This is a genomic window from Shewanella indica (assembly GCF_033842865.1).
In the GTDB taxonomy this organism is placed as follows: Bacteria; Pseudomonadota; Gammaproteobacteria; order Enterobacterales; family Shewanellaceae; genus Shewanella; species Shewanella indica.
Genome location: NZ_JAWXXR010000001.1, coordinates 3,976,728 through 4,002,027, shown reverse-complemented (window position 1 = coordinate 4,002,027; position 25,300 = coordinate 3,976,728). Strand labels below are relative to the sequence as shown.

General features: G+C 51.0%; 16 protein-coding genes, 1 tRNA gene and 2 pseudogenes. 7 read left to right on the top strand and 12 right to left on the bottom strand.

Annotated features, from left to right (window positions below; genetic code table 11):
* Positions 1–52: 52 nt before the first annotated feature.
* Entirely contained in the window at positions 53–1,834 is a 1,782-nt protein-coding gene (locus SIL79_RS17885) for a DUF3413 domain-containing protein (RefSeq protein ID WP_144361297.1), read from the top strand.
* Between the two features lie 158 nt (positions 1,835–1,992).
* Positions 1,993–2,069: transfer RNA gene (locus SIL79_RS17880), tRNA-Pro, on the top strand.
* Between the two features lie 152 nt (positions 2,070–2,221).
* On the opposite strand, the pseudogene SIL79_RS17875 reads toward SIL79_RS17880, so the two are convergent.
* The 5 genes and pseudogenes from SIL79_RS17875 to SIL79_RS17855 all read right to left on the bottom strand — a co-directional run.
* A pseudogene (locus SIL79_RS17875) lies at positions 2,222–2,362 on the bottom strand (IS5/IS1182 family transposase); the annotation flags it as partial.
* 342 nt (positions 2,363–2,704) lie between these two features.
* Positions 2,705–3,268: a hypothetical protein gene (locus tag SIL79_RS17870; RefSeq protein ID WP_144361298.1), complete on the bottom strand. Its 564-nt coding sequence runs from the start codon at positions 3,266–3,268 to the stop codon at positions 2,705–2,707.
* 166 nt (positions 3,269–3,434) lie between these two features.
* Positions 3,435–3,827 (bottom strand): annotated as a pseudogene (locus SIL79_RS17865) (IS3 family transposase); the annotation flags it as partial.
* Between the two features lie 48 nt (positions 3,828–3,875).
* Positions 3,876–4,529 carry a helix-turn-helix transcriptional regulator gene (locus SIL79_RS17860; RefSeq protein ID WP_162206536.1) on the bottom strand — a complete coding sequence of 218 codons (654 nt, stop codon included), beginning with the start codon at positions 4,527–4,529 and terminating at the stop codon, positions 3,876–3,878.
* A 44-nt stretch (positions 4,530–4,573) separates the two neighbouring features.
* Positions 4,574–5,848 (bottom strand): L-cysteine desulfidase family protein, encoded by a 1,275-nt coding sequence (locus tag SIL79_RS17855; protein WP_162206537.1) that lies wholly within the window; start codon positions 5,846–5,848, stop codon positions 4,574–4,576.
* Between the two features lie 345 nt (positions 5,849–6,193).
* On the opposite strand from SIL79_RS17855, the gene SIL79_RS17850 reads away from it, so the two are divergent.
* Entirely contained in the window at positions 6,194–7,501 is a 1,308-nt protein-coding gene (locus tag SIL79_RS17850) for an amino acid permease (protein ID WP_233962337.1), read from the top strand.
* Between the two features lie 119 nt (positions 7,502–7,620).
* Here SIL79_RS17850 and SIL79_RS17845 read toward each other — a convergent pair whose 3' ends face one another.
* From SIL79_RS17845 to SIL79_RS17835, 3 genes are all read right to left on the bottom strand, one after another.
* Positions 7,621–8,706 carry an AI-2E family transporter gene (locus tag SIL79_RS17845; protein WP_039036131.1) on the bottom strand — a complete coding sequence of 362 codons (1,086 nt, stop codon included), beginning with the start codon at positions 8,704–8,706 and terminating at the stop codon, positions 7,621–7,623.
* 227 nt (positions 8,707–8,933) lie between these two features.
* Complete coding sequence (locus SIL79_RS17840) at positions 8,934–11,771, bottom strand: TonB-dependent receptor domain-containing protein (RefSeq protein ID WP_162206538.1); 2,838 nt, start codon at positions 11,769–11,771, stop codon at positions 8,934–8,936.
* A 657-nt stretch (positions 11,772–12,428) separates the two neighbouring features.
* The gene (locus SIL79_RS17835; RefSeq protein ID WP_071476187.1) at positions 12,429–15,263 is read right to left on the bottom strand and encodes a TonB-dependent receptor domain-containing protein; all 2,835 of its coding nucleotides are present in this window, start codon (positions 15,261–15,263) and stop codon (positions 12,429–12,431) included.
* A 570-nt stretch (positions 15,264–15,833) separates the two neighbouring features.
* Between SIL79_RS17835 and SIL79_RS17830 the strand changes: the two genes are divergently transcribed.
* Entirely contained in the window at positions 15,834–16,031 is a 198-nt protein-coding gene (locus SIL79_RS17830; protein ID WP_039033344.1) for a hypothetical protein, read from the top strand.
* 54 nt (positions 16,032–16,085) lie between these two features.
* On the opposite strand, the gene SIL79_RS17825 is transcribed toward SIL79_RS17830, so the two are convergent.
* The 3 genes from SIL79_RS17825 to pdsR all read right to left on the bottom strand — a co-directional run bounded on the left by SIL79_RS17825 (position 16,086) and on the right by pdsR (position 20,238).
* Complete coding sequence (locus SIL79_RS17825; RefSeq protein WP_144361302.1) at positions 16,086–17,264, bottom strand: cystathionine beta-lyase; 1,179 nt, start codon at positions 17,262–17,264, stop codon at positions 16,086–16,088.
* Positions 17,265–17,377: 113 nt separating this feature from the next.
* Positions 17,378–19,549 (bottom strand): proteobacterial dedicated sortase system histidine kinase, encoded by a 2,172-nt coding sequence (gene pdsS / locus SIL79_RS17820; protein WP_319619849.1) that lies wholly within the window; start codon positions 19,547–19,549, stop codon positions 17,378–17,380.
* Positions 19,546–20,238 (bottom strand): proteobacterial dedicated sortase system response regulator, encoded by a 693-nt coding sequence (gene pdsR / locus SIL79_RS17815; protein ID WP_025009526.1) that lies wholly within the window; start codon positions 20,236–20,238, stop codon positions 19,546–19,548. Before pdsR ends, pdsS begins: the two co-directional genes overlap by 4 nt.
* Positions 20,239–20,456: 218 nt before the next feature.
* Between pdsR and pdsO the strand changes: the two genes are divergently transcribed.
* From pdsO to SIL79_RS17800, 3 genes are read left to right on the top strand one after another with little or no spacing between them, the layout of a single operon-like run.
* Positions 20,457–21,224 (top strand): sortase-associated OmpA-like protein PdsO, encoded by a 768-nt coding sequence (gene pdsO / locus SIL79_RS17810; protein WP_319619848.1) that lies wholly within the window; start codon positions 20,457–20,459, stop codon positions 21,222–21,224.
* A 14-nt stretch (positions 21,225–21,238) separates the two neighbouring features.
* Positions 21,239–23,551, top strand: coding sequence for a marine proteobacterial sortase target protein (locus tag SIL79_RS17805; protein ID WP_319619847.1), 2,313 nt, complete (start codon positions 21,239–21,241; stop codon positions 23,549–23,551).
* Between the two features lie 32 nt (positions 23,552–23,583).
* Positions 23,584–24,192: a class GN sortase gene (locus SIL79_RS17800; protein WP_052247971.1), complete on the top strand. Its 609-nt coding sequence runs from the start codon at positions 23,584–23,586 to the stop codon at positions 24,190–24,192.
* Here SIL79_RS17800 and SIL79_RS17795 read toward each other — a convergent pair.
* On the bottom strand, positions 24,184–25,209 hold the full coding sequence (locus SIL79_RS17795; RefSeq protein WP_319619846.1) for a GGDEF domain-containing protein: 1,026 nt from the start codon (positions 25,207–25,209) through the stop codon (positions 24,184–24,186). The two genes, SIL79_RS17800 and SIL79_RS17795, sit on opposite strands and share 9 nt — an antisense overlap.
* Between the last annotated feature and the right edge of the window lie 91 nt (positions 25,210–25,300).

The following is a 25,300-nucleotide window of genomic DNA, read 5'->3' as shown; positions in this document are numbered from 1 at the left end:
CATAATAGCAAACAATGTAAGATACACAGGCAACTTACAAAAGCGGATCCATATGGTCGAGCGAACAAAGCAGTTGGGCAAGGACAGGGTTTCACGCCTTATCAATTGGGGGCACTGGTTTGCCTTCTTCAATGGCTTTTTGGCCATGATAGTCGGCAGTCGATATCTGGAAAGTGTCGGCTACCCTGAAACCTGGATTGGTTGGGGCTACCTTGGCGTCAGTACCATAGGCCATTTAAGCTTCCTGGCGTTTATTGTCTATCTGGTGTTGCTGTTTCCCGTTACTCTGCTGTTGCCTTACTCGCGTATCCTTCGGGGATACGCGGCTGTGGTGGCCACCCTCGGTCTGTGTATCATGCTGTATGACACCATAGTCTATGACGACTATGGCATGCATTTGAGTCCCTTCGCAGTCGATTTGGCTTGGGCCGACCTCAACAGTCTGCTGCATGGCACTTCTTATATCGTCACTCCCCTTGGGATCTTGGCACTGGAGTTGACCGCCGCCAACTTTATCTGGAAGCGGATTGAGAAAATTCAAAAGCGCAATTATGGCAACAAGGTGGTGGCCTTTATCGGGGTTTGTTTTGTCAGCAGCCATCTTATTCATATTTGGGCTGATGCTGCTGATGTCACTGAAATTACCCGTTTTGATGATGCCTACCCGCTATCTTATCCGGCGACGGCGCGCACCTTTATGGAAAATCACGGTATCGACGGCTCCAGCAGCTTGCAGGTGGATACCGAAACCAGCTTTAAATACCCAAGAACGCCACTGACCTGCAGCGCCGAAGAACATCCCAATGTACTGTTTATTGCCATCGACAGCCTTAGGGCTGATATGGCCGACGAGCAGACCATGCCGTTTTTCAGCCGCTACGGCAAACAAAACCATGCGTTTATGAATCACCTCAGCGGTGGCAATACCTACCGCAGTGGCATGTTTTCCCTGCTTTATGGTCTGCAGGGCAGCTATACGGATGCGGTGGAACTCAATTACACCAGTCCCTTGCTGAGTCAGAGCCTCAAGCAGCAGGGCTACAATCTTGGTCTGTTTATCAGCAGAAGTAATTATGCCGAGGCTCGTCCCCAGGCGATATTCCGCGATTTTGACGCTCATATTGCCGAAGACGATGGCGGCAGTGCCATGGCTGATATCCAGAATATCGATAGTTTCCAGCAGTGGCGAGCCCAGCAACAAGCGCCCTGGTTTGCGCTGCTTAATCTCAAATCGCCGGAAGATTATGACACGCCGGTAGGTTTCCTCGGGGTGCAGACGGTTAAACCCGACAGCGCTCTCAAACCGGCGCAGAAGGTGCTGTTCAATCAATATCGGCAATCGCTGAACTTTATTGACAAACAGCTGGAGCAACTCTTGTCTGCTATGCCGGAAAACACCCTGGTGATCATTACCGGCGTCAATGGCAAGGTGTTCACCAGTAACGCCGATGAGGCCAGACGGGATTTGTCACCGGCCAATGTCAGCGTGCCTTTGGTGATCCATTGGCCCGTCGGTGGCCACGCCCAGGCCAAGTACCGCACCAGCCACTATGGCTTGGTGCCGACCTTGATGAGCCAAGTACTGGGTTGTAGCAATCCGGCCACTGATTACAGTGCCGGCCGCCACCTGCTGCAGCCCGACAGCCTCACATGGGTCTATGTCGGTGACGCTCGGGTGTTTGCTATCTATCAGCAATCGGAGATTACTGTGATTGACCGTCACGGCCAATATCGTATCTATGACAAGGCTTATCAGAACCGCCTGGACAAGAAGATGAGTGCTCCGGAGCTCATCGAAGTGATGCGTGAAGGGCGGCGTTTGTACAACCATTAAGCGCTGCGGATTAAAGACTGTACGATAGAGAAAAAACAGGCCACAAACTAGGCAGTTAAACTAAAAATTCTCAGATGGAGCTTGCACAGCTTCGCGACTGTTGATAAAGTTCTGCCTCGTTGAGACGGCATACTGCGCCAGCCGCTCAAGACAAATATCGGTATGTAGCGCAGCCTGGTAGCGCACTGTCATGGGGTGTCAGGGGTCGGAGGTTCGAATCCTCTCATACCGACCAAATTAAATGCTTGATTACTAATGTAATTTAGCTAAGCCAAAAGCCCGTTATTTAGCACAGCTAATGCGGGCTTTTGCCTTTTTATAGCAGATCTATAGCATTAGATTTAAAGCCTATGGATTTGTGAATTTACTTCGTAACAGCCTTCTGTATTGACCACGACCGCCGTGATGCTGCGTGCAATGCCAAGCGTTAATCGCAGCATCGTCCAGCCAGAAGGTAACCGAACCACGGTTGACTAATGCCTGATTGTATTGCTTCCAGTTGGTGATATTGCACTTTAACTTGCCCATGACCTTAAACCTGTGATGCAAGATCTGATCATGAAGTGCCAAAAAGATTCCGCTGATTTAGGCAACAACGCCCATTTGGGGAGCCGCCTTGCTGTTTCTGTTGGAGTTGTTTTACTCACTTTCGCATGACTGAATTGCTGACTCCCATTGCGGTTGCAGCCTCTTGTTTAAACTCAGCGCTGAACGTCGGTCTTGTGTTTTTTATGTCTGCCACCTATTTGCGGCGAAGCACGCCTTGCATCCAGGCCCGTAAGCCGACGCAGAGCACACATGGGACTTGTTCGCACCTTCCTTAGGTAACCAAATTCACTATGCCGCTACAGAAATCTATTCGTATCATTCTTATAATAACTGAAAGAAGTAGACTCCATCTGATACTTTTTTGAAAATATCAAATTGTGCGTGTTCTTGGAATGCTTCTATATTCATACTCTCACCAAAAACCAAACCGTTTATTCCTAACATCACAGAGTTCCCCCATTGAATGCGGACTGTATTATATTTGGTGTCGTTAAACACATCAGTAACGCCAATTTCAGCCATGTCTACAAGTATCTCATTTAGATTTTCTTGTGATAACGTTATATTTGGCTGAGTCATGGATAATACTTGGCTCCATTTTTCAATTTTATTCTCGGCAGCTTTTTGGGTATATGTCATCATAAAACCACCGTCCGGACTTTTCCCAAAAGTTTTGGTAATAGGATTAATGACAACTCCATTTAAAACAATTGTTTCTTCAGAAAGGTAAGAGATTTCTTTTATATTATATTGGTTGATTTTGATAATTAATGCCTCTGCATTAATTATCATGTCGGCTTTAGTAATTACATCTTCATTGTAGTTAGGGCTGCAAGCCACTAAAGTAGAGAGTATTGGTAAAACGAAAGCTTTATTTAATTTCATTGTAAGTTACCTAGGTGTATTAATATGGAATTATTTTGTGTGTACAGTTTTTGTTCAGGTAGTAAGAACCACCAAGACCATTTGGGAATTACCATAATTCACATTGTTACTTTCGCGCCACCGGGTATTCCAGGATTGATCTGATCCGGTAATAATGGACACTTAGCTAAGCACTATTTTTTAATTCAAATTTTTCTGGGCTCAAATACCCAAGAGCACTATGCCGTCTGGTCCGATTGTAATCAACCTCAATATACTCAAATACCGCTTGTCTCATTTGCTCACGTGCCATGAGCGGCTCGTCTTGCAACGCGTCAACTTTTAATGCGTGGAAGAAGTTTTCCACGCAAGCGTTATCCCGGCAATTCCCTTTACGGCTCATGCTTTGTACTAACTGATGTTTCTGAAGCAAAGCACGGTTATCGTTTGCGCAGTATTGGCTTCCTCGGTGGTCGCTATGGACAATCACGTCAGTAGGGAAACCTCAGCGGAATAACGCCATCTTCAATGCGTCACAAGTATGTGCTGATGTCACTCTGCTTGCCATCGACCACCCCATTTCAGGTTGGCCGCATTAGCAGTAAAGTTCTGCTTCCCTAGACGTAGTCTAAGGGGCTTTTAACTCCCTCAGGTAGCGGTAAATGGTGTGCACCGAAATATCCAGCCGCTTGGCGGCCACCTGGGCGCTATCCTTGAGTTCAAAAATGCCGGCATCGAACAGGCGGGTCACGATTTCACGGTTTTTTTTCGATGGCGGGATCTGTTCACAGTGGCGTACTTCCTGGTTGACCTTGTCTATGGTGCTGTGCAGCGTTTCCTCAATATTGACGGCGAATACTTCTGACGTACCGCTGTGCTCTGTAAGCGGGGATTGTTGCGGCAGCATGGAGCGCAACACAGACATCAAAGGTGCATCCATATCTGTGTTGATACATAAAAGGCCTATGGCCATCTGTTTTTCGTTGCGGATAACCGTGGTGATGGATTTCAGAGTTTTGCCATTACCGCTTTGGCTCAGATAAGTCTCGGAGATATCCTGGCCGCGCTTGAGTTTTTCCAATGCCAGATTGGTAATAGGTGCACCGACACTGCGGCCGGTAATATGGCCGTTGGCTATTTTGATGATTGAAGGGTGGTCTCGGTCCAGGCTGTGTAAAACCACTTCTGTGTGTTGCCCATACATGGTGGCGATACCGTCGACCACATTTTTGATGGCGTTGAGTATCTCCATGTCTTTGGGAGTTAACTTGTGAAGTTTCACCGCTATCCTTGTGTGAAAGCCCGGTTATTGCCGGGCACTGGAGCTTAGGCAGACATGATACTGATAATGGTATTGTCGGTCGACACCATGCCATCACAGATCATCTGCCCCAGATTCTTGATTGTTTGTTCGACATCGGCGGCGACTATGCCTTGCGTCGATACGGCATGTTGGTTGAGCGCCATCAAAAATGCCCGTACAGCCGCGCTGGACGAGGTACTGACCTTCATGGCACAGGAAGCTTTGGCGCCGTCACAGACCATGCCAGTGCTGTCGCTGATAACATTCTGAATGGCGTAACAGCTTTGTTCAAAACTGCCCCCGGCAAGATACACCATGGCCATGGCCGCTGCGGCACTGGTCACCGTATTGCCGCAAAAAGCCGACAGTGGCGGGTAGTGGCACTTAATGTAAATGGCGCCGAGGTGGCTCATGATAAGTGCCCGGGCCAGCTGCTCTTCACTGCAGCTGAACTTCTTGGCGGTGACCACTACCGGTACAGTGGCGGCTATGCCCTGATTGCCACTGCCAAAATTGCTCATGGCCGGTAGGGTAGCGCCCCCCATGCGCGCATCCGAGGCCGCCGCCGTGTACATGACTATCGAATTGAGCAGGTCGTCACTCAGCAAGCCGATATCGATATTTTTCTTCAGCGTTCGGCCCACTTCCAGACCATAGGCCGAATTCATGCCTTCGTCGGACAAGCGGGAGTTAAGATCGGACGCCGCCAGAATAAATCTTATTCGGTTAACATCTACCCCGGTGGCAAACTCATAGATTGCGGCAATGCTGATATCGACGCCGTTGCATACCGAAGCAGTACTGCCTTGGGCTGACGCTTCGGTCCGATACAGCAACTGGCCTTCGAACCATTTCTCGGTAATTCGGGTATGGCTGCCACTGATAACGATTTTAACCTGGTGTTTGTCGTTGGCAGCGGTTACCGCGCAATAAATAAACTCGTCTGCTTGAATACGGGATATCTTGACCATGCCGGCATCAATAAGCGCCTGGGCTTCGGCTACTTGCGCCGGGTTGATATTTGCCAGCACTTCAAGACCGGCATTGGCATCGCCCCCAAGGGCTCCAGCAGCTGCGGCAATGGCCAGGCCTATCTTGCCGGTTCCGGGGACAAATACGCCCATGGCGTTTTTGTAGAGGTTATCCGAAACCTGAACTTCCAGGCTCAAAGGCTTGGTACCCAGCGTTTCAGTGGCGACAGCGGCGGCATAGGCTGCGGCAACAGGCTCAGTGCAGCCCAGCGCAGGGCGTACAACTTGATTGAGGATAGCTATATATTGTTGCCACTGTGGTTTCATGACTGGATTCCGGCGAGTCTGAGTTGGGGATAGGCAAGGGCTTGGCTTGCGGTCATTGTATCAATATTGCCCATAATCCCTTGAGACAACTTGCAACTATTTTTGAATGCGTTTCGGCTTAACGATGCAATTATTTGCATACCAAGGCTGTTGTGCAAATTTATTTTGCCGTTAATGAGGCGGCAATTGTTGCTAGTGTGACCCACATCTTGTAATTGATGGCGTTTTTCATTTAATCCTTTGATATCAACAAAATTGCAAAAAAGAATGGCTGCCCAGATAAAGAGGTGCAACTTTTTTTGCAAAAAATAACAAGCAGTATCCAATAATATTTAGGGTCGTTATATGAAAACTGACACTTTGGCACCAGAGTGGGGCGCGGTCATTACTCGGAATGATACGCAGGCATGGAAGGAGGCGACCCGGTTTGACAGTACTGATTGGGGTTGGATCATCATGTCGATCGGCATGGCCATAGGTGCAGGTATCGTCTTTTTACCTGTGCAGGTGGGTTTAATGGGACTGTGGGTGTTTCTCTTGTCTGCCCTTGTCGGTTATCCGGCCATGTATATGTTTCAAAGACTGTTTATCAATACCTTGGCCGAGTCCCGTGAGTGTCGGGATTACCCCAGCGTGATTGGTGATTATCTGGGGAAAAACTGGGGCATATTTCTCGGTGCCCTCTATTTTGTCATGTTGGTGATCTGGGTGTTTGTCTACTCGACGGCGATCACCAATGACAGTGCATCTTTCCTGCAAAGCTTTGGAGCCACCAAGAGTCTGTTGTCTGAAAACCCCTTCTATGGTCTGGGGCTTATTTGTCTTCTGGTTGCACTGGCTTCCCGCGGCGAAAGCCTGCTGTTCAAGATTTCGACCCTTATGGTGCTCACCAAGCTTGGGGTGGTCGCACTGCTTGGGCTGATGATGGTCGACAAGTGGGATATCAATAATATCGGCGCTGTGCCCACTAGCACAGATTGGATCCGCGATGCGGTAGTAATGCTGCCATTTACCTTGACTTCGATCCTGTTTATTCAAAGCCTCAGTCCCATGGTGATCTCTTACCGTGCCAGGGAGAAATCTATCGAGGTGGCGCGCTTCAAAGCGATGCGGGCGATGAACATAGCTTTCGGGATCCTGTTTGTTACTGTGTTCTTTTATGCTGTGTCCTTTACGCTGGCGCTGGGGCATGATCAGGCGGTAAAAGCCGAGCAGGAAAATATTTCCGCCTTGGCGATAGTGGCGCAGGGGATGCCCGGCCAAACGCTGAAGCTCTTGAGTCTGACACTGAATATCTTTGCGGTGATGACGGCCTATTTCGGGGTCTATTTGGGTTTTCGCGAAGCGTGTCAGGGGATCACCATGAACCTATTGCAGCGGGTTATGCCCAAGGAGAAGATCAACACCAAGCTGGTGGGCTACGGCATCATGGTATTTACCATATTGCTATCCTGGAGTGCCATTGTGTTGAACGCCCCAGTGCTGAGCTTCACCTCTATCTGTAGTCCAATATTCGGCTTGGTTGGCTGTTTGATCCCGGCCTATCTGGTTTATCGGGTGCCGGCGCTACACAAATACAAGGGCGTTGGCCTGTACGTGATTATCGCTACAGGGATCCTACTGTGTATCTCACCCTTCCTGGCATTCAGTTGATTGACTTGAAGTTTGGATGTTAAAGAATCGAGTGAAGAACGCCCCGCAATGCGGGGCGTTGTCAATGGCGCTATAGCAAATTGACGCCGAGGGGTTAGGCCAAAACTTATGTGAAGAGCTCAGGCCTTGTCCTGCTGCTGCAGAAAGTCGTGAAACTCTTCTTCATAGAGATGAAACAGCACTAGGGTAACGGCAAAGATGATAGGGCCGTAGATCAGGCCGATAAGCCCGAAGAGCTGCAGTCCTCCCAGCAAAGAGAAGAAGATCAGTAAGGTACTCATGCCGGCAGAGCCTTGCATCAGAATCGGCCTTAGGAAGTTATCGATAGAACCAACCACCAATATCCCCCAGGCACAGAGGAACAGGCCCCAGCCCCAATCGCCGGTCAAGGCCAGATAAAGCGCGGCTGGCACCCAGATAAGTGCGGTACCCACCACAGGGATAAAAGAGGCGAACGCCATCATGCAGCCGAGGAATAATCCGGGCAGGCCGACTATGGCCATGGCGATACCTCCGGCAAAACCTTGGGCCAGGGCGGTGAGGAAGGAGCCGAGTACTGCCGACTTAGCCACTTTTTCCACCTCATCGAGAATTTTATCCTCCTGGCTGCGGGACAGGGGGATAACGTGTCTGAGGCTGGTAATTATTTGTTCGTTATCCCTGAGGAAGAAAAACAGTACGAACAGCATCAGGGAGAAGTTGACAAAGAAACCAGTGATATTGCCGAGCAATGCTGTACTCAGGCCGACCAGGCGAGTGCTGAGCTCCGTAAGCGCTGCGGTAGCTTTTTGCAATATTTCCTGCGGATCTATGCTATCGAACGGCAACCATTTATTGGTTAGCGCCAGCGACGATTGTACCCAGGGATGCTCCAGCAACTCTTTGGCGCCACCATGAGTCAGCCATTGATAAGCCTGAGTGGCAGAGCTGACCCCTTGCTCAATCACGGAAATCAGCATAAACAGCAGCGGGATAAGTATGATTACCGTCAGCAAAACACAGGAAAGCAGCGCGCTTAGATTGGGGTGATTGGGGAGTTTCGCTTCGATGCGCTTGTGCACGGGTAAAAACAGTAAGGAAACGATAAATCCCAGTAGAATCGCGCCCAGATAGGGAGCGACCAATAGATAACAGGCATAAGCCGCAATGGCCAAAGCGGCGAGGATTAACCAATGGCGGGGTTCGACCCGAAAACGTACGGACACGGGAATTCCTTGTTAATTCAAAAAGTATGTTGAGTTTGCCATCTGTGTGGCGGGGCCACATGCTTGGGCCTGGATTCGAGATGGCGGCAGTTATTAAACCACGGAGCGGCAGTGCAAGAGAAGAACTGCTTGGGCCATATACTCGCTTAAATAGTCAAGCGTCAGTGGTATGTCACACCTGAAAGCCACCTGTTGTGATACAGGTGGCTTTTTCAGTAGCAATAGAATTAGAACTTGTAGTTTACCCCCACGGTGAATCGTTGACCCAGCATGTCGTAGTAAGCACCTTGGTTATACACGCCTGGCTGGCGAGGTGGGGTGCGATCAAACATGTTGAGTATCCCGGCGCGAACCTGCAAGGCATCTGTGATGTTGTAACGGCTGGTCAAATCAAAAGTGGTATAAGACGGGATGTCGTTATAGTTGTTTTGATTGGGTGACCATTCGTTATCCAACACTGTGCTACTGCGATGATTGGCGGTCAGCACGGCAGAAAAGTCATTGTAGGTGTAATCTGTGGTCAGTCGGTGACGCCAGCGTGGACGGGCCTGCTCACCTGCCGATTTAACTTCATCATCGGCGAATCCGGTCGGGTTGAATGAACGCTCTTCCAGATAAGTACTGAATAGGCGGAAGCCCCAGTCACCAAAACCGGTTTCAAGACGATAGTTGACCTCAAAATCAACGCCAGAAGTGATACTGGATGCCGAGTTAAAGGGTTTCTCGAAATAATTGACGATTTCATGAGTGGTGGGATCTCGCCTGAGTAAAGGACAGAATTGATTATTGGTTGAACTGGATTGGTAACAATACTTAACGACTGCGGCACCGCTGAAATTATTGATCACATTCTCCATATCAAACTTCCAGTAGTCCACGGTCAAGCTGAAGTTTTCCAGATAAGATGGCGTATATATAAAGCCCAGAGTGAAATCATTCGCGACTTCGTTTTTTAACTCAGGGTTACCAACGATAAAGCCTGGTCGGGTTGAACCATACCATTCTTGGGAAGGTTCAAAGGTAGTTGGGATCCCTTGGGCTGCACAGTTAGCCAGCACATTACTTAAATATGTGGGGTTAATTCTATTGCGATAACTGGCCGCGCAATAGTCATTTATTCCTCTGAATGTTTGGCTGGAAGGGTTAAATAATTCGGCTATGTTGGGAGCTCGCACTGACTTGGAACGGTTGGCTCTAATTCGAAAGTCGTCATTGAGCGCCCAGTTGAATCCCACTTTCCAGGCGTTATCTGAGCCGGAGGTAGAGTAGTCCATATAACGAAATGCAGTTTCAAGAGTTAGATCCTGCACTAACATAATGTCTTTTAGCAATGGAACGGACAATTCAGCCGATGCTTCAGTCACATCAAATTCGCCTGACAGAGGTTGAGAGCTGTTGTTAAATATAAGACCTTCTCGCATTGCCGGGTCTGGCAGTGTATCGGCAGTCTCTTTTCGATACTCCAAACTGAATGCGGCAGCGATAAAACCCGCAGGCAGCTCAAACAGATCACCGCTGACAGAGGCGCCGGCAACGTATTGATCGATTGATGAACGGCGAATGGCATCTGTGCTGACCCAATTGTAAGCGGCTTTATCATAAAGGTCGCGACCAAACACATTCAACGGCTTACAGCCATTGGCTCTGGCATGTTCACTACGACATACCAAGGCACCATTTTTATCGCGGATAACATCGACAGCATCCTTAAAGCGCTGCTCGAACATCTCACCGTACCACTCGGTATCGGCTTGAACATGGCCAACAGTGGCATAAACATTGTATGACCAGGTATCGGAGATTGCGCCTTCAAGCCCCAAAGCTAAGCGGGCTGTGGTTCGCTCTTGACTGTATTTTCGGTTACCAAAGTCGGACGCCAAGTAACCAACTCTGGCACCGTCACCTGGCCGCCTTTCGGCCGCTTTGACCAAACTTGCAGCTTCGGACGAAAGAAAAGCATTATCTACATGAAGCGGAATAGTGAGGAATGCCGGAGAGCTTTCACCATAGGCTTCTGACTTGGCATAGCTGGCTTCCATGGTAAATTTATGATCATCATTAATGTCATAGTTCATGAAAGTAAAGAAGTTAATCCTGTCCAACGGCGTCTTAATAAAGGAGTTTTCGGCAAAGCTATAGCCTTCGCCTCCAAGGTAATCTATCCGGCCATTAGTGAGTTTGGGCAGAGGTTGCCCCAGCTTCATTGGGCGAATTTTACCGTCATCACTGAAAGTGTATTTTTCTCCGGCTCGGGTGGTGAACGCTCCGCTCTTGGTGTAGGCGGCCAGGACCTGTTGACCATAACCCCACATTATTGCTTGGGGATCATTCGGGCCGCTGGCATTGGGATTTCGCACTACAATCGGCGCTTCGCGCAAAAAGTCCCTGTCCATATGTGCAATCTGCCCCTGTCGCGACCAACTTATGTTGGTTACGAAATTGGCTTTGCCAATATCAGAGCCGAAGGTCAGTGAGGCGTATTCCTCTTCACCTCCAGATTGTGTTGGTCTGGTGGTAGAGGCATCCAGCGCCAGCCCATCAAAACTGGTCTTGGTCACTATGTTAACTACACCGGCAATGGCATCAGAACCATATACTGCCGATGCCCCGCCTGTGGTGATTTCGATACGCTCAACTATGGCTGTTGGAATATTATTCAAATCTACAGCACCTGAGCCCGGTGAGCCGGCCACAAAGCGCCGGCCATTCACTAATATCAGAGTTCGATTGGAGCCCAATCCTCTCAGGTCAGTGTTATTTAAACCGCTGGCAAAAACAGAGTTGTTGGTGGTTTCCGGTGACAGACCAACCAGGGTATTAGGCATCTTATGCAGAAGATCTGCGACGTTGGTAACACCGGCATCAATAAGACCGTCACCAGTGATTACGGTAACAGGGGTCGGGGCCAACTCTCCTATACGTTTAATTTTTGAACCTGTGACTTCGATACGTTCTATGGGTTCATCTTTATCTTTAGCGTAGCTGGTTCCAGAATAAACAGCACAGCCGGCAGTAACTAAAAGACAGAAGCGAATTGCTTTTGCGGTTGTAGATACAGAGGTCATGACTATCTCCTTGAGAAATTATAGTTTTCATATTTCTTCTTGTTTGTCAGATACGGAAATGACCAATTAATGATTCAATTTATTACATGTGTTAGCAATAGATTGACTTTGGGTGATTTTAAGAGAGTTTATCGTTCACAATTTTGCTACATAAATTTTTTGATTAAAAATTTTGCAACCGGTTAAAATCTGTCTGTATTTTTTGTTAAATGGATTTTCATACGTTATATCTATGTTTCTGTTTGGCGATTTTTTGTTGACATTTTAAATTGTAAGCAATTATTTTTATTTGTTTTACAGTGTGTTATGCGTTATTTTTTGCGGGTTAGCACTGTCTTTATTGTTTGAAAAGCCATGAGGGGATTTTTCGGTAGGATAGGTATCTTTAATCGGGGGGACTTTGGAGAGGATATACCGGATGTATTATTGTTAACTTCGAGGTACCGACTTTGATCCAATTTAAAAGAAAGCGCTCTTGAGTAAACAGGAATAACCGGCATTAACCAAACTTTGCGTGTGGATATAAGCGAAGTGGCTTAAGAGGGAACCCTGATATCCAATCCACATCTATCTAACAGGGTTTTAGTTAATTAGGGAAGGTGCCGATTACTTAAAGCCACTTGCTGTTATGCAAGTGGCTTTTCAGTAACAATAGAATTAGAACTTATAGTTTACCCCCACAGTGAGTCGTTGACCCAGCATGTCGTAGTAAGCACCTTGGTTATACACGCCTGGCTGGCGAGGTGGGGTGCGATCAAACATGTTGAGTATCCCGGCGCGAACCTGCAAGGCATCTGTGATGTTGTAACGGCTGGTCAAATCAAAAGTAGTATAAGACGGGATATCGTTATAGTTGTTTTGATTGGGTGACCATTCGTTATCCCGCACAGTGTCGCTGCGATAGTTGGCAGTCAATACGGCCGAGAAGTCATTGTAGGTGTAGTCTGTGGTCAATCGATGACGCCAGCGTGGGCGAGCCTGCTCACCTGCCGATTTAACTTCATCATCGGCGAATCCGGTCGGGTTGAATGAACGCTCTTCCAGATAAGTGCTGAATAGGCGGAAGCCCCAATCACCGAAACTGGTTTCAAGGCGGTAATTGGCTTCAATATCAAAACCTGAAGTGATACTGGATGCTGAGTTAACCGGCTTCTCGTAGTAGTTCACTATCTCATGGGTATCGGGATCACGTTCCAGCAAAGGACAGAAGTCGTTATCTGTGCTGCTTGACTGATAGCAGTACTTAACGACTTCAGCACCGCTGAAGCTGTTGATCACGTTCTCCATGTCAAACTTCCAGTAATCCACTGTCAAGCTGAAGTTTTCCAGATAAGATGGGGTGTACACAAAGCCCAGAGTGATGTCATCTGCAACTTCGTTCTGCAGGTCCGGGTTACCTACAATAAAGCCTGGACGAGTTGAACCGTACCAGTCCTGGGAAGGTTCAAAGTCGGTCGGGATCCCTTGAGCTGCACAGTTGGCCAATACATTGTCCAGATAGTCCGGGTTGATCCTGTTCCTGAAGCTGGTAGCACAATAATCGTTGATGGTGCGGAAGGTTTGGCTGGATGGGTTGTACAGTTCGGCAATGTTAGGTGCCCGTACAGACTTGGAGCGGTTGGCCCGGATCCGTAAATCGTCATTGAGCGCCCAGTTGATGCCGACTTTCCATGCAGTATCAGAGCCGGAGGAGGAGTAGTCCATATAACGGAACGCGGTTTCCAGTGTCAGATCCTGCACCAACATCACATCCTGCAGCAGCGGGACGGATAATTCGGCTGATGCCTCGGTCACATCGAACTCACCATAAAGTGGTTGAGACTGGTTTCCAAATAATAAACCATCACGCATTGCCGGATCCGGCAGGGTTTCAGCCGTTTCCTTACGATATTCAACGCTGAATGCAGCAGCGATAAAGCCGGCAGGCAGTTCAAATAGATCGCCGCTGACAGAGGCGCCGGCAACGTATTGATCGATTGATGAACGGCGAATGGCATCTGTGCTGACCCAGTTATAGGCGGCCTCATCATATTGGCCGCGGCCAAATATATTCAAAGGTTTACAGCCATTGGCTCTGGCGTATTCGTCACGACATACCAGATTACCGTCGGCATCTTTGATCACATCGACAGAGTCATAGAAGCGCTGCTCGAATATTTCACCATACCATTCGGTGTCGGCTTGAACATGGCCGACAGTGGCGTAAACATCGTAGGACCAGGTATCGGACAGTGCACCGTCAACACCCAGTGCCAATCTTGCTGTAGTTCTGTCCTGACTGTATTTACGGTTGCCGAAATCAGATGCCAGATAGCCTAATTTTACCCCTCCACCTGGTTTTTCTTCACCGGCCGTCACCAAAGCCGCCGCTTCAGGAGAGAGCAGGGCATTATCATCATAGAGCTTGAAATTAAGGAAGGCAGGAGAGCTTTCACCATAGGCTTCGGACTTGGTGTAGCTGGCCTCCATGGTAAATTTATGATCATCATTGATGTCATAGTTCATCACAGTAAAGAAATTGATCCTGTCCAGTGGCGTCTTGATGAAAGAGTTCTCAGCAAAGTTGTAGCCTTCACCACCGAGATAGTCCACCCGGCCGCTGGTTAGCGGCGGCAGTGGCTGACCCAGATCCATTGGCCGAATTTGACCGTCATCGCTGAAGGTATAGCGGGTGCCATTGGATTCAAAAGTGCCTGTCTTGCTGTATGAAGCCAGTACCTGTTGACCATGGCCCCACATTATTGCTTGCGGATCATTCGGGCCATTGGCATTGGGATTTCGCACCACAATCGGCGCTTCACGCAGGAATTCTCTGTCCATGTATGAAATCTGCCCCTGACGTGACCAACTGATGTTGGTCACAAAGTTGGCTTTACCCAAGTCAGAGCCAAAAGTCAGCGAGGCATATTCTTCTTCACCCCCATCTTCGGTGGGGCGTGTTGTAGAAGCATCGATAGCCAAGCCATCAAAACTGGTTTTGGTCACTATGTTGACCACCCCGGCAATGGCGTCAGAGCCATAAACAGCAGACGCGCCACCCGTAGTGATTTCGATGCGCTCAACCATGGCGGTAGGGATGTTGTTTAAATCCACGGCGCCTGAGCCTGGCGAACCGGCTACAAAGCGGCGGCCGTTAACCAGCACCAGAGTGCGGTTGGAACCCAATCCTCTCAGGTCAGTGTTATTCAGACCACTGGCAAAAACAGTGTTGTTGGTGGTTTCCGGTGACAGACCAACCAGGGTATTAGGCATCTTGTGCAGCAGATCTGCTACGTTGGTAACACCTGCTTCAATAAGGCCATCGCCTGTGATCACAGTGACCGGTGTTGGTGCTATCTCCCCTATACGCTTGATTTTTGAACCTGTGACTTCAATACGTTCAAATGTTTCAGGTTTATCTTCAGCATAACTGAAACCTGTAAAAGCGATACTGGTAGCAGCAGCCATAAGGCCGAAGCGAACGGCTTTGGCTGTTGTAGATATGGATGTCATATCTCTCTCCTTGATTATTATTGTAAATCGCCATGCTTGGCTGTGTTTTTATTTTGTTTGTCAAATGTTTCAATGACAAAGATATGATTCAATTTAAACCTAGATTTAGCAACACATGATCATGTTTATTAATTTATAATTAATTTATTTTTAACAATTTAAAAACAAGGTGAGCTGGGTGAGTTAATCGATTAAAATCAATTAATTATATTAAATACTATTGCTGTACAAAAATATTGTGTTGCGCAGATGTTTTAATTTAAACAAATTTGCATCAGTGATAATAGTAAGCAAATGTTTCTATGCCCTTAGTAAGGTGTGTCGTGCGTTAATTAATTGAGTATGTGCATTTTGTTTGTTTTTCATACGCCTGAGTTTTTGCTGAACGGAATTAAAATATGGGAACTTTCCGATAGGAACAGGCTCTTTAATAAGGCATGATGTGAGGGGCTCCGGTATATTTAACACCGGATGTATCGTTTAAATTCCGGATTACCGGCTCTGCTCCAAGTGTGCTGGAAGTGCTCTTGAGGAGACGGTAAAGAACCGGCGTGAGGTTAAGGGAAGACCATGTCATTTAATCAATCTTTGAGTAGAGGCAAGAGCGAAGCGGCCCAAGAGGGAACTCTGACATCCAATAACCGTGTCAGTAAAAAAGATATGCGGATAAGCGCGGCTCGCAGGCGAATAGAGGATATTCGAGAACAGATGGCCCTGTCCCGTGAACTGGGAGTGGGAGTGTCGGCAGATGATCTGGACTTTGACTGACAGCCAAGCTATTACTGTCCTTGGAAAGCCCGCATTCAAGCGGGCTTTTGCTGATTAAGCCTGGATTGCGGCGTGATAACGCTCAAAGGCCCGTTCGAGGTCGGCAATCAAATCGTCCGGATCTTCCAAACCTATATGCAGTCTCACCAGGGGCTTGCTGCTGTCCCACTGGGTTGCCGTGCGCAATTTCTCTATGCCGGATATCGCCAGAATAAGGCTTTCGAAGCCACCCCATGAAAATCCCATCTTGAAGTGCTCCATCCCTTCGACGAAGGCAGTCATCGCCTTGCGGTTACCCTCTTTGAGCACGAAGGAAAACAAGCCGTTGGCCGCGCTGAAGTCACGCAGGAAAAACTCGTGACCCGGGCAACTGGCAAACGCCGGGTGGCGCAGGTGATCCACTTCCGGGCGCTGCGCCAGGAAATTGGCCACTTTGAGAGCATTTTTTTCATGTTGCGCCATTCTCACCCCCAGGGTTCTCAGCCCCCTGGCCGCCAGAAAGATATCGTCTGCAGAGGTGCATTGGCCCATGAGATAGCTGTTCTCCCTCAGGGTATCCCAGTGTGCTTCATTGGCGGTCGCCGTACCCAGCATCACATCCGAGTGACCCACTATGTACTTGGTGGCGGCCTGAATCGAGATATCGACGCCCATCTCAAACGGGCGACAATTGATGGGGGAGGCCCAGGTGTTGTCCAGCATGGTGACCAATTGATGTTCATGGGCGATGCGGCATAGGGTCGGCACATCCTGGACTTCCATGGTGATGGAGCCGGGAGACTCCAGAAACAGCACTTTGGTATTGGGGCGGATAAGATCGCGGATACCGGCACCAATCAAGGGGTCATAGTAACTGGTTTCAATCCCCAGCCCCTTGAGCAGCTTGTCGCACAGATCCCGGGTGGGCTCGTAGACACTGTCTACCATCAGCAAGTGATCGCCGGCCTTCAGAAAAGACAGCAGGGCACCACTGATGGCCGCAGAGCCTGAAGGGTAGAGCGCAGTGCCAACACCGCCTTCGAGTTCGGCAATGGCCGCCTGAAAGGCAAAGTGAGTCGGAGTGCCGCGGCGGCCATAGAACATCTCCCCTTTGGCGCGATTGGCCGTGGCGTGGCGCATCTGTTCCATGCTGTCAAATACAACGGTTGATGCTCGAAACACGGGAGGATTGATCACTCCCTTGCTCCACTTTTTGTCCCGGCCGAGTGAGACCAGCTTGGTGGCTTTCTTCATGGATGCAACTCTTGTTTGTGATGGCGGGGCGGGCGCCCCTTTGAGGCATCTTAACATTGAATCTTGTCATTGCCAGTGCGGTGGGCTTGAGACTTGTTCAAGTTGGCCGCGGCTTAAAGTAGCGGCAGGCTGACCCGAATTTCGACACCCGAGCCATCGCTCAGGTTGCTGGCACTGATATGGCCGCCATGGAAGGCGGTGATAAGCCTGGCGATATAAAGTCCCAGTCCCAGATGAGGTTTGGACTGCATCGTTTGCGGCCGCACTGAGACCATGGACTCGAAGATCTGCTCGGCCATGTTTTCCGGCAACAGTGGCCCTTGGTTTTCCACCCTGAGCAGGGCCTGTTTGCCCTGCACCTTGAGGCTGATGCGGATATCGGTATCGGCTTTGCTGAACTCAATGGCGTTGCTGACCAGCTTATCCATCAGCTGGGCGATATATTCAGGTACGCCGCGCATGGTCAAAGGTTCATCCGGTAACACCAGCACGAAACCTTGTTCCTTGTAAGTCATCTGATACCCGGCGACGCAGCCTGCCACTACCTTGGTCAGCGGGAATTCATCTATCTCGGCCTGGGACAGGGACTCCTCGAGCCGGGTGGCTTCGCTCATGTTGGCGAGGATCAGCCATAAGCGGTTGACCCCTTCCTGGGCGCGGTCGACATACTTGGCCGCGTCCTTGTCCAGTTGCTGCAGACTCAAGTGTTCCAATGAGCTGCGCACCACGGCCACCGGGGTTCTCAATTCGTGGGATAGCCGTGAGGACATGTTTTCCAGATAGTGGGTATATTGCCCCAACCGGCTGACGATATTGGCAAAACTGCGCGACAGATCGCCGATTTCATCGCGCACTTTTGAAGGTGGAATGGTGTCGCGAACCCGACCCTGGCTGTCGATGGCGCGCTCGGCCTGATCCCTGAGTTTGCGAATACGGCTGGAGATCCCGGAGGCAAACACAAACAGTGCCAGGGTTCCCATGGCCATCACGGTCAGGATCACATTGAACAGCTTCTCCAGTGCCCGGTTACGCAGGGTACGGATACCATGGGTGGTTTCCTCGGCAACCACGGCGCCCATCACCTTATCGTCAATCCAGATGGGGCTGGCCGCCGCCAACACCACCGCCTTGTTATCCGGTGTCAGGCGCCAGGTGGAGGCCATCTGGCCATTCAGCGCCCGGCGAATATGGCTACCGCCAAGTTCGGTCGAATCCTGCAGTGAGTCGATAAAATCCATAGGTGGCTTGGTCAGCACTGTGTAGTAGATGGGGTGTAGATAGTCGTGTTCCAGTTTGCCAAAGAAGCTTTCCGGTTGCCGCTCCTCCTCGACCGAGCGGGTCCAGACACTGGAATCGGCGCGAATATCGCCCGACTTGGCCAGCACCCGGCCATGGACATCCACCACCCAGATCCGCGAGCTGTTATGCCCCATGCCTTTGATAATACTTTCAATTTCCGGTGATGGTACCAGAACCGTCCCCAGCTTGTCGGCGCGGTCAGTGGCCGAGGTACCAACTATGGCTTCGAGCCTGCGGCTCTTTTTGTCGTTGACATCATGAATGGCAAAACTGAGTTTACTGCCCACCATCTCCAGCGGCATTCTGAGTTCAATATTGTAACCCTTATCGGTTTTCAACCACTGGCCCTGAATGCGGACCTCTGGTGTCACCGGGGCGCTGAGCGCCGGATTTTCAGGCAACTCGAAGGCGCTGAGCCAGCCATCGTGCTTGTTGGCTATGGTGTAGCGGCGAAAACGGCCATCCGGGGCCAGGGTGGCGATAGCCAGATAGTCGTTGCGATCCACACTCAGGCTGTTGCGGCCGCGGTAAATCACGTTTGGATCCGTTACCTCGAAAAAGCCGTAAAGGTAGCCGCCATATTTACCGACCATATGGGTAAAGCTCAGCGTTGACTGGCTGTCACTCAAGCGCATCAGGGTATGCTCTTCGCCATAGGTCATGGCGCGATGGCGGTAGGCCTCCCAATCATTGAGGCGGCCATCCAGCTGAATGGGGCCGTTGAGCGGATAGGCGTAGAGATCGCGGCCCTTTTCCACTTGATTGAGGAAACTGGCCTGGCTGTCGAACAGTCTGGGTCTTTCATGCAGCGCCGTAGCGAGGGCCTGAGTGGTTCCTTCCAGGGTTTTCTCCTGGCCGTGACGCAGATATTTCTCCATCTCCCACACATACTGATAGCCAAGCCAGGGCAGGCACAGCAAAAACAGCGACAGTACCAGAGTCTTGGTTCTGAGGCCTATTGGCGGGTGATAGGAGGGAAACTTCAAGATTCGGGATCCCAGCGATAACCCATGCCATAGACGGTATCTATACAGTCAAAGGCTGGATCGGCGGCGATAAACTTGCGCCGGATCCGCTTTACATGGGAGGTAATGGTGCTGTCATCAACATAAATCTTGGCTTCCTGCATCAATTCGGTGCGGCTGCGCACATGGCCGGGATGTTTGGCCAGGGCGTACACCATCCAGAATTCGGTCACTGTCAGTTCAATCGGCTGCTGTTGCCAATATACCTGAATTCGGTTGGCATCTATGGTAAGGGCGCCGCGCTCCATCAGGGTGTCGGCCGGAGCGCTGCTGCCGGCGAGTTCGCAGCGGCGAAACAGCGCCGCCAACCGCGCCAGCAAATGGGGAAAACTGACATCTTTGCTCAGGTAGTCATCGGCACCCAGACGCAGGCCACAAACCGTATCGAAGTCGCTGTCTCTGGCGGTGAGAAAAATAATCGGCAGGGTGCCCGACATCGCCCGCAGCGACTGGCACAAGGTAAAGCCACCATCGATTTCATGCTCCAGACCTATGTCAATAATGGCCAGATCCGGTAAGCGGGTGTTGAAGGCCTGCATCGCCTCGGGGCGGTTGGCGTAAGTCTGCACCGAGTAACCCTGTGATTGCAGCACATCTTTGTAGTTTTCTCTTATTGCAGCTTCATCTTCCACTATGGCAATGCGTTTCATCTGCCTCTTGTTCCTGCCGAGCCGTGAATAGCCGTGACTATACAGGATTTTAGCCGTGAAAAAAGCGATCGCTTCCAATTGCCATTTTGTTGCCACAATTGATAGCCAAAGTGCCATTTTTGCTCCCCAGACTTGCCATTTCAATGGGGTTTAATCATCTCAACGACGAGGAACGCTGCCAACTTGGCAGCAAGCTCTACAAGACAAAAGGAATCGAGATGATGAAAAAGACCCCCATAGCCTCCCTGATCATGGCATCACTGTTGCTGACTTCTTCTCTGGCGCACGCCGACAGCCAGCCAAACTTACCCACTCAGGAGAGAGACCACAACGAAGAGTTGGTTGGTTTTGGCACAGGCGCACTGCTGGGCGCCGTGGTTGGGGGGCCTGTGGGGGCGGTTATCGGTGCCTTCACCGGTGGCATAGTGGGTAAGTCTGTGGGCGATGACGAGCAGCTCAAGAGTCAGCAGCAACAGCTTGCCGAGCAAACCGAACAACTGGCGAGTCTCAGTGAGAAGCAGCGAGCGCTGAAGGAGGTATCGTTGCAATACGCCGATGCCCAGAGCCGTCTTAATGCGCTTTCCCGCGACCGGGCTGCCCAGCTCGAAGAGTTGATAGTGGGTATGAATGTGCAGTTTCGTACCGGCACCGCCGAAATCGAACCCCACTTTGCCCGCCAGTTGGACGATTTGGCTTTTGCCATGAGCCTGTCGCCTGAGCTGATGTTGGATCTGACCGGCTATGCCGATCGCCGCGGTAATTCTGATTACAACCAGACGCTGTCCGAGCAGCGAGTTGAGGCGGTGAAAAGTTATTTGATTAGCCAAGGCGTTGCCGAAGAGCGTTTGCAAACCCAGGCTTTTGGCGCCAGTTCACCCCTCAGTGCCAAACAGAGCCGCGAGAGCGACTTCTTTGACCGTCGGGTCACGCTGAAATTGCAGACTCAGGGCGCTGCCCTGGCAGCCAATCAACAAAGCGGCAATTGAGAGGGAACGATAAAATGAATATGGATATCCCTCGGCAGGAAAACGAGCAGTTTCAGAGAATGCCTGCTGCCAGTCACAGCGATTCGGATACTTATTTATGCCGGGCCGTTAACGCCCTGCAATTTTCAGGCTTTGCCCTGCTGGCACTGCTGGTGTTCAACCTGGTGAGCTCGGTTGAAGCCTGGGCCGAGAATGGCCCCCAACTTGCCGAAGAGCCTGCAAGTGCCCAGGCTCAGGAAGGTACCCTTCAACTGATAGATAATCCGCAGTGGCCCGGTGCCGGGGTACTCGCCTTTGGCGACACTCAGGCCCCGGCACTGGCAACCGAAGTCAGTATGAGCATCAGTGGCTGGAGTAACAGAGTCAGCGTCACCCAGTCATTCACCAATGATACCCAGGAGTGGATCCACGGCCGTTACCTGTTCCCGCTGCCCAATGAGGCGGCGGTGGACAGCATGCAGCTGAGAATAGGTGAGCGGATCATCGAGGGGGTTATTCAACCAAAGGAAGAGGCCAAGCGCACTTTTGAGCAGGCCAAGGCTCAGGGCAAGCGCGCCAGTTTACTGAGTCAGGAGCGGCCCAACCTGTTCACCACTCAGGTGGCTAATTTGGCCCCGGGGGAAACCCTTAAAGTCAGCTTCAGCTACCAGCAAGCATTGGATTACCGTGATGGTCAGTTCAGCCTGCGCTTTCCCATGACCCACACGCCCCGTTATCTGCCTCAAAGCATGCTGCAAAGCTTCAAGGGCGTGGAAGAGGCGGCGCGGTTGTTGAGCCCTGTGATTGAAGCCGCGAGCCTTGAAAAGATGTTCACCGGCGATGATGGCGAAAGCTCTGAGCCTATAGGCACCCAAGCGCACAGCGGTGGCCAGGAGAATCGTCTCAGTTTGGATATTATCCTGGATGCCGGTTTTCCCTTGCTATCGCTGGAATCCCCTTATCATGCTATTTCTCAACAAACCCTGAGTGATGGCCGTATTCGGGTGCAGCTGCAACAAGACAATACCAAGGCCGACAGCGACTTTGTGTTGCAATGGCAAGCGGATCCGGGCGCCAAGCCCGCAGCGGCGCTGTTCAGCCAGCAAGGCCAGACCCATACCCCAGCACCTTCTTTAGCGCAGGCCGAAGGCCAAGCTGCCAGGGATGAATACAGTCTATTGATGTTGATGCCTCCACAGAGCAAAGAGGTGGCCAAGCCCTTGCCCAGGGAGCTTATTCTGGTGATAGATACTTCGGGCTCCATGGGGGGAGATGCAATTGTTCAGGCCAAACAGGCACTGCTGTATGCCTTAAGCAGTCTCAAACCTGAGGACAGTTTCAATGTCGTTGAATTCAACTCTGCAGTGCAAACCATGGCGGCCAACTCTTTGCCGGCTACGGCCCACAATATAGGTCGGGCGCAGCAGTTTATTCGCGCCCTGGAAGCCAACGGTGGTACCGAGATGGCCAAGGCGCTTGAGCTGGCATTGAACAATGATTTTGCCGCTCAAAATAAAGTCGGCACGCAAGGTGAGATTAAGGCGCTCAGGCAAGTGATTTTCATGACAGATGGCGCCGTAGGCAATGAACAGGCGCTATTTGAACTGATTAAAGACAGGCTCGGCGAAAACCGCCTGTTTACCGTAGGCATAGGCAGTGCCCCCAACTCCCACTTTATGCAGCGCGCCGCCGAGCTGGGGCGGGGCAGCTTTACCTATATTGGCAAGATGCAGGAGGTGGAGCAAAAGGTGGTTGCCTTGCTGGAAAAAATCTCCGCTCCCAGGATCACAGATGTGTCGCTGCGCTACCCTGACGGCACAGTGCCGGATTACTGGCCGGTACAAATTCCGGATCTCTATCAGGGTGAGCCGGTATTGGTGAGCATCAAACAGCGTAGTAATGCCCAAAAGGCAGTTATCGTATCCGGTCTTATCGATGGCCAATTCTGGCAGCAGGAGCTGGCGCTCAATGCCAAGACTGAGCCCAAAGGGCTGGATCTTATCTGGGCCAGAAAACAGATAGCCGCGCTGGAGCTGGCCAAAGGTGCAGCCAACAGTGAACGCATTGAACGCCAGGTCACAGCGCTGTCGCTTAAGTATCACTTGGTCAGTCCGTACACCAGCCTGGTGGCAGTGGATGTCACCCCGGTCAATCCGGACGCTGCGGCGACCCGGGAAGGGCAAGTGGCCAGTCATGCGCCCAAGGGCTGGCAGGGTAAGTTGCCGCAGACCGCCACCGACAGCCGGCTGATGTTGCTGCTGGGGTTGGCAAGTTTGCTGGCGGCGCTGATGCTGGCGGCTTTCCCCAGGGCCTTTGGCGGCCGTGCTTGTGAGGAGGCGGGGCGATGAGCCAGGCTCATCAGGCCCTGACAGCAGGCGCTATGCCCTCGGTCAATAGGGGGCGCTTTAGCGATATCTGCTCAATAGTGATAGTTGTTCTGGTCGTGGCGGGTTCGGCCATGCTGGTTAAAGGAGGATATATGCAAGCCAAAGCCATGTTCGCCCAGTTTTTGATTGAAAAGGCCTGGGCCAAGAGTCTGACTGACGGTCAGGCACACAAACCCTGGTCCTGGGCCGATACCCACCCTACGGCCAAATTGTGGATAGGCAAGCATGAGCCACTCTATGTGCTGGCCGGGGCCAGTGGCCGTAACCTGGCCTTTGGACCGGCGCAGATGCTCTCGGGAGCCGGTGCCGGAGAGACAGGCAATACCGTGATTGCCGGTCACAGGGATACCCATTTCGCGATTCTGGCCGGGGCCAGGGTGGGGCAGGAGATCCGCTTGCAGGGCATGGATGGCCAGATCCATTTTTATCGAATACGGGCTACCGCAGTAGTGCATGAATCTGAGACACCTTGGTTGATGGGCAGTGATGAGCGGCTATTGACGCTGATCACCTGTTATCCCTTCGACAGCCTGAGCGGTGGCGCCGAGCTTAGATTTGTGGTGCAGGCAGAAGCCTTGCAGACGCTGGCGGTTTCAGCCTGATATCGGCATCACCCGATTGCGGCCCAAACGCTTGGCTTCATAGAGCAAGGTGTCGGCGCGTTCGGTAAGGGATTGGCGGGTATCCAGTTGCTGCCACTCGGCAACCCCGAAGGAGGCGCTGATATTGCTGATGAGCTGGCCCTTGCGCCTGTCTCTTACGCTAACCTTCTCCAGTGCCCGTCTCATGGCTTCGGCCAGTTGGCGGGCCACTCTCAGCTGACTGGTCGGCACCAGAATAGCGAACTCTTCACCACCGAAACGATACAACTTGGTGCCGTCACGGCAACTATCCTGCAGACGCTTGGCCACCGCCTTGAGCACCTGATCCCCCAAAAGATGCCCATATTCATCGTTGAAACGCTTGAAGTGATCCACATCCACCAGAATAAGGCAGCAGCCCTTCGGCGACTGACTCAACAAGCTATCGAAGTCGGCATCGAAGGCACGGCGGTTAAGGCAGCCGGTGAGGGCATCAAACAATATGTCTTTTTCGGTGTTTTGCAGCTGTAGCCGCAGACTGTCTATCTCCTGCTGGGCCTTGCTCAGTTGCGAGCTCAAATAATCCGTGCTGCTGCGAATATCATCCGAGTCTTTCACCAAGGCTCGGACCATGCCCATCACCTGCTCAAGATCCATGGCGTCCTGATCCAAGCGGCTGATACGGCCAAAGTTACGCTCAATTTTGGCGCGAAAACTGTCGGCATCGCAGCTGGTATCCTTGAGTGACTGCGACAGCTCGGTCGCTATCGCCTCAATACTCTGGCGCATATCTCTGACATCCAGTTCATCTTCCGGGGCCAGATGATGACGGTAGAGGAGTTCCGCCGTGGAGGGCGGACAGGTGTTGTACTGGCTGACGGCTTCATCCAGGCTGGCATTGAGTGCCGGGTTGCGCTCGCTGACATAGGCATACCAGAGCGCATAGTTGACCGGCGTTGTCGGTATCTGATGTTTTAACATCAACGGCAAGGCTTTTTTCAGGTATTGGGCGGCTTGTTGAAGCAGAGTCATGGCCATAGGGGAACTCATTGTCAATGCAATTACCTATTCAGCTTGACATAAATCAGGCCGCTTGTGGATCCAAAGGCTCACGGAATGTCACCTTGTT

Coding starts and splice junctions, on each gene's coding strand:
- SIL79_RS17840 (WP_162206538.1), bottom strand. CDS start 11,771: ATGACCTCTGTATCTACAACCGCAAAAGCAATTCGCTTCTGTCTTTTA.
- pdsO (WP_319619848.1), top strand. CDS start 20,457: ATGATGAAAAAGACCCCCATAGCCTCCCTGATCATGGCATCACTGTTG.
- SIL79_RS17835 (WP_071476187.1), bottom strand. CDS start 15,263: ATGACATCCATATCTACAACAGCCAAAGCCGTTCGCTTCGGCCTTATG.
- pdsR (WP_025009526.1), bottom strand. CDS start 20,238: ATGAAACGCATTGCCATAGTGGAAGATGAAGCTGCAATAAGAGAAAAC.
- SIL79_RS17855 (WP_162206537.1), bottom strand. CDS start 5,848: ATGAAACCACAGTGGCAACAATATATAGCTATCCTCAATCAAGTTGTA.
- SIL79_RS17795 (WP_319619846.1), bottom strand. CDS start 25,209: ATGGCCATGACTCTGCTTCAACAAGCCGCCCAATACCTGAAAAAAGCC.
- SIL79_RS17830 (WP_039033344.1), top strand. CDS start 15,834: ATGTCATTTAATCAATCTTTGAGTAGAGGCAAGAGCGAAGCGGCCCAA.
- SIL79_RS17850 (WP_233962337.1), top strand. CDS start 6,194: ATGAAAACTGACACTTTGGCACCAGAGTGGGGCGCGGTCATTACTCGG.
- SIL79_RS17800 (WP_052247971.1), top strand. CDS start 23,584: ATGCCCTCGGTCAATAGGGGGCGCTTTAGCGATATCTGCTCAATAGTG.
- SIL79_RS17805 (WP_319619847.1), top strand. CDS start 21,239: ATGAATATGGATATCCCTCGGCAGGAAAACGAGCAGTTTCAGAGAATG.
- SIL79_RS17825 (WP_144361302.1), bottom strand. CDS start 17,264: ATGAAGAAAGCCACCAAGCTGGTCTCACTCGGCCGGGACAAAAAGTGG.
- SIL79_RS17870 (WP_144361298.1), bottom strand. CDS start 3,268: ATGAAATTAAATAAAGCTTTCGTTTTACCAATACTCTCTACTTTAGTG.
- SIL79_RS17885 (WP_144361297.1), top strand. CDS start 53: ATGGTCGAGCGAACAAAGCAGTTGGGCAAGGACAGGGTTTCACGCCTT.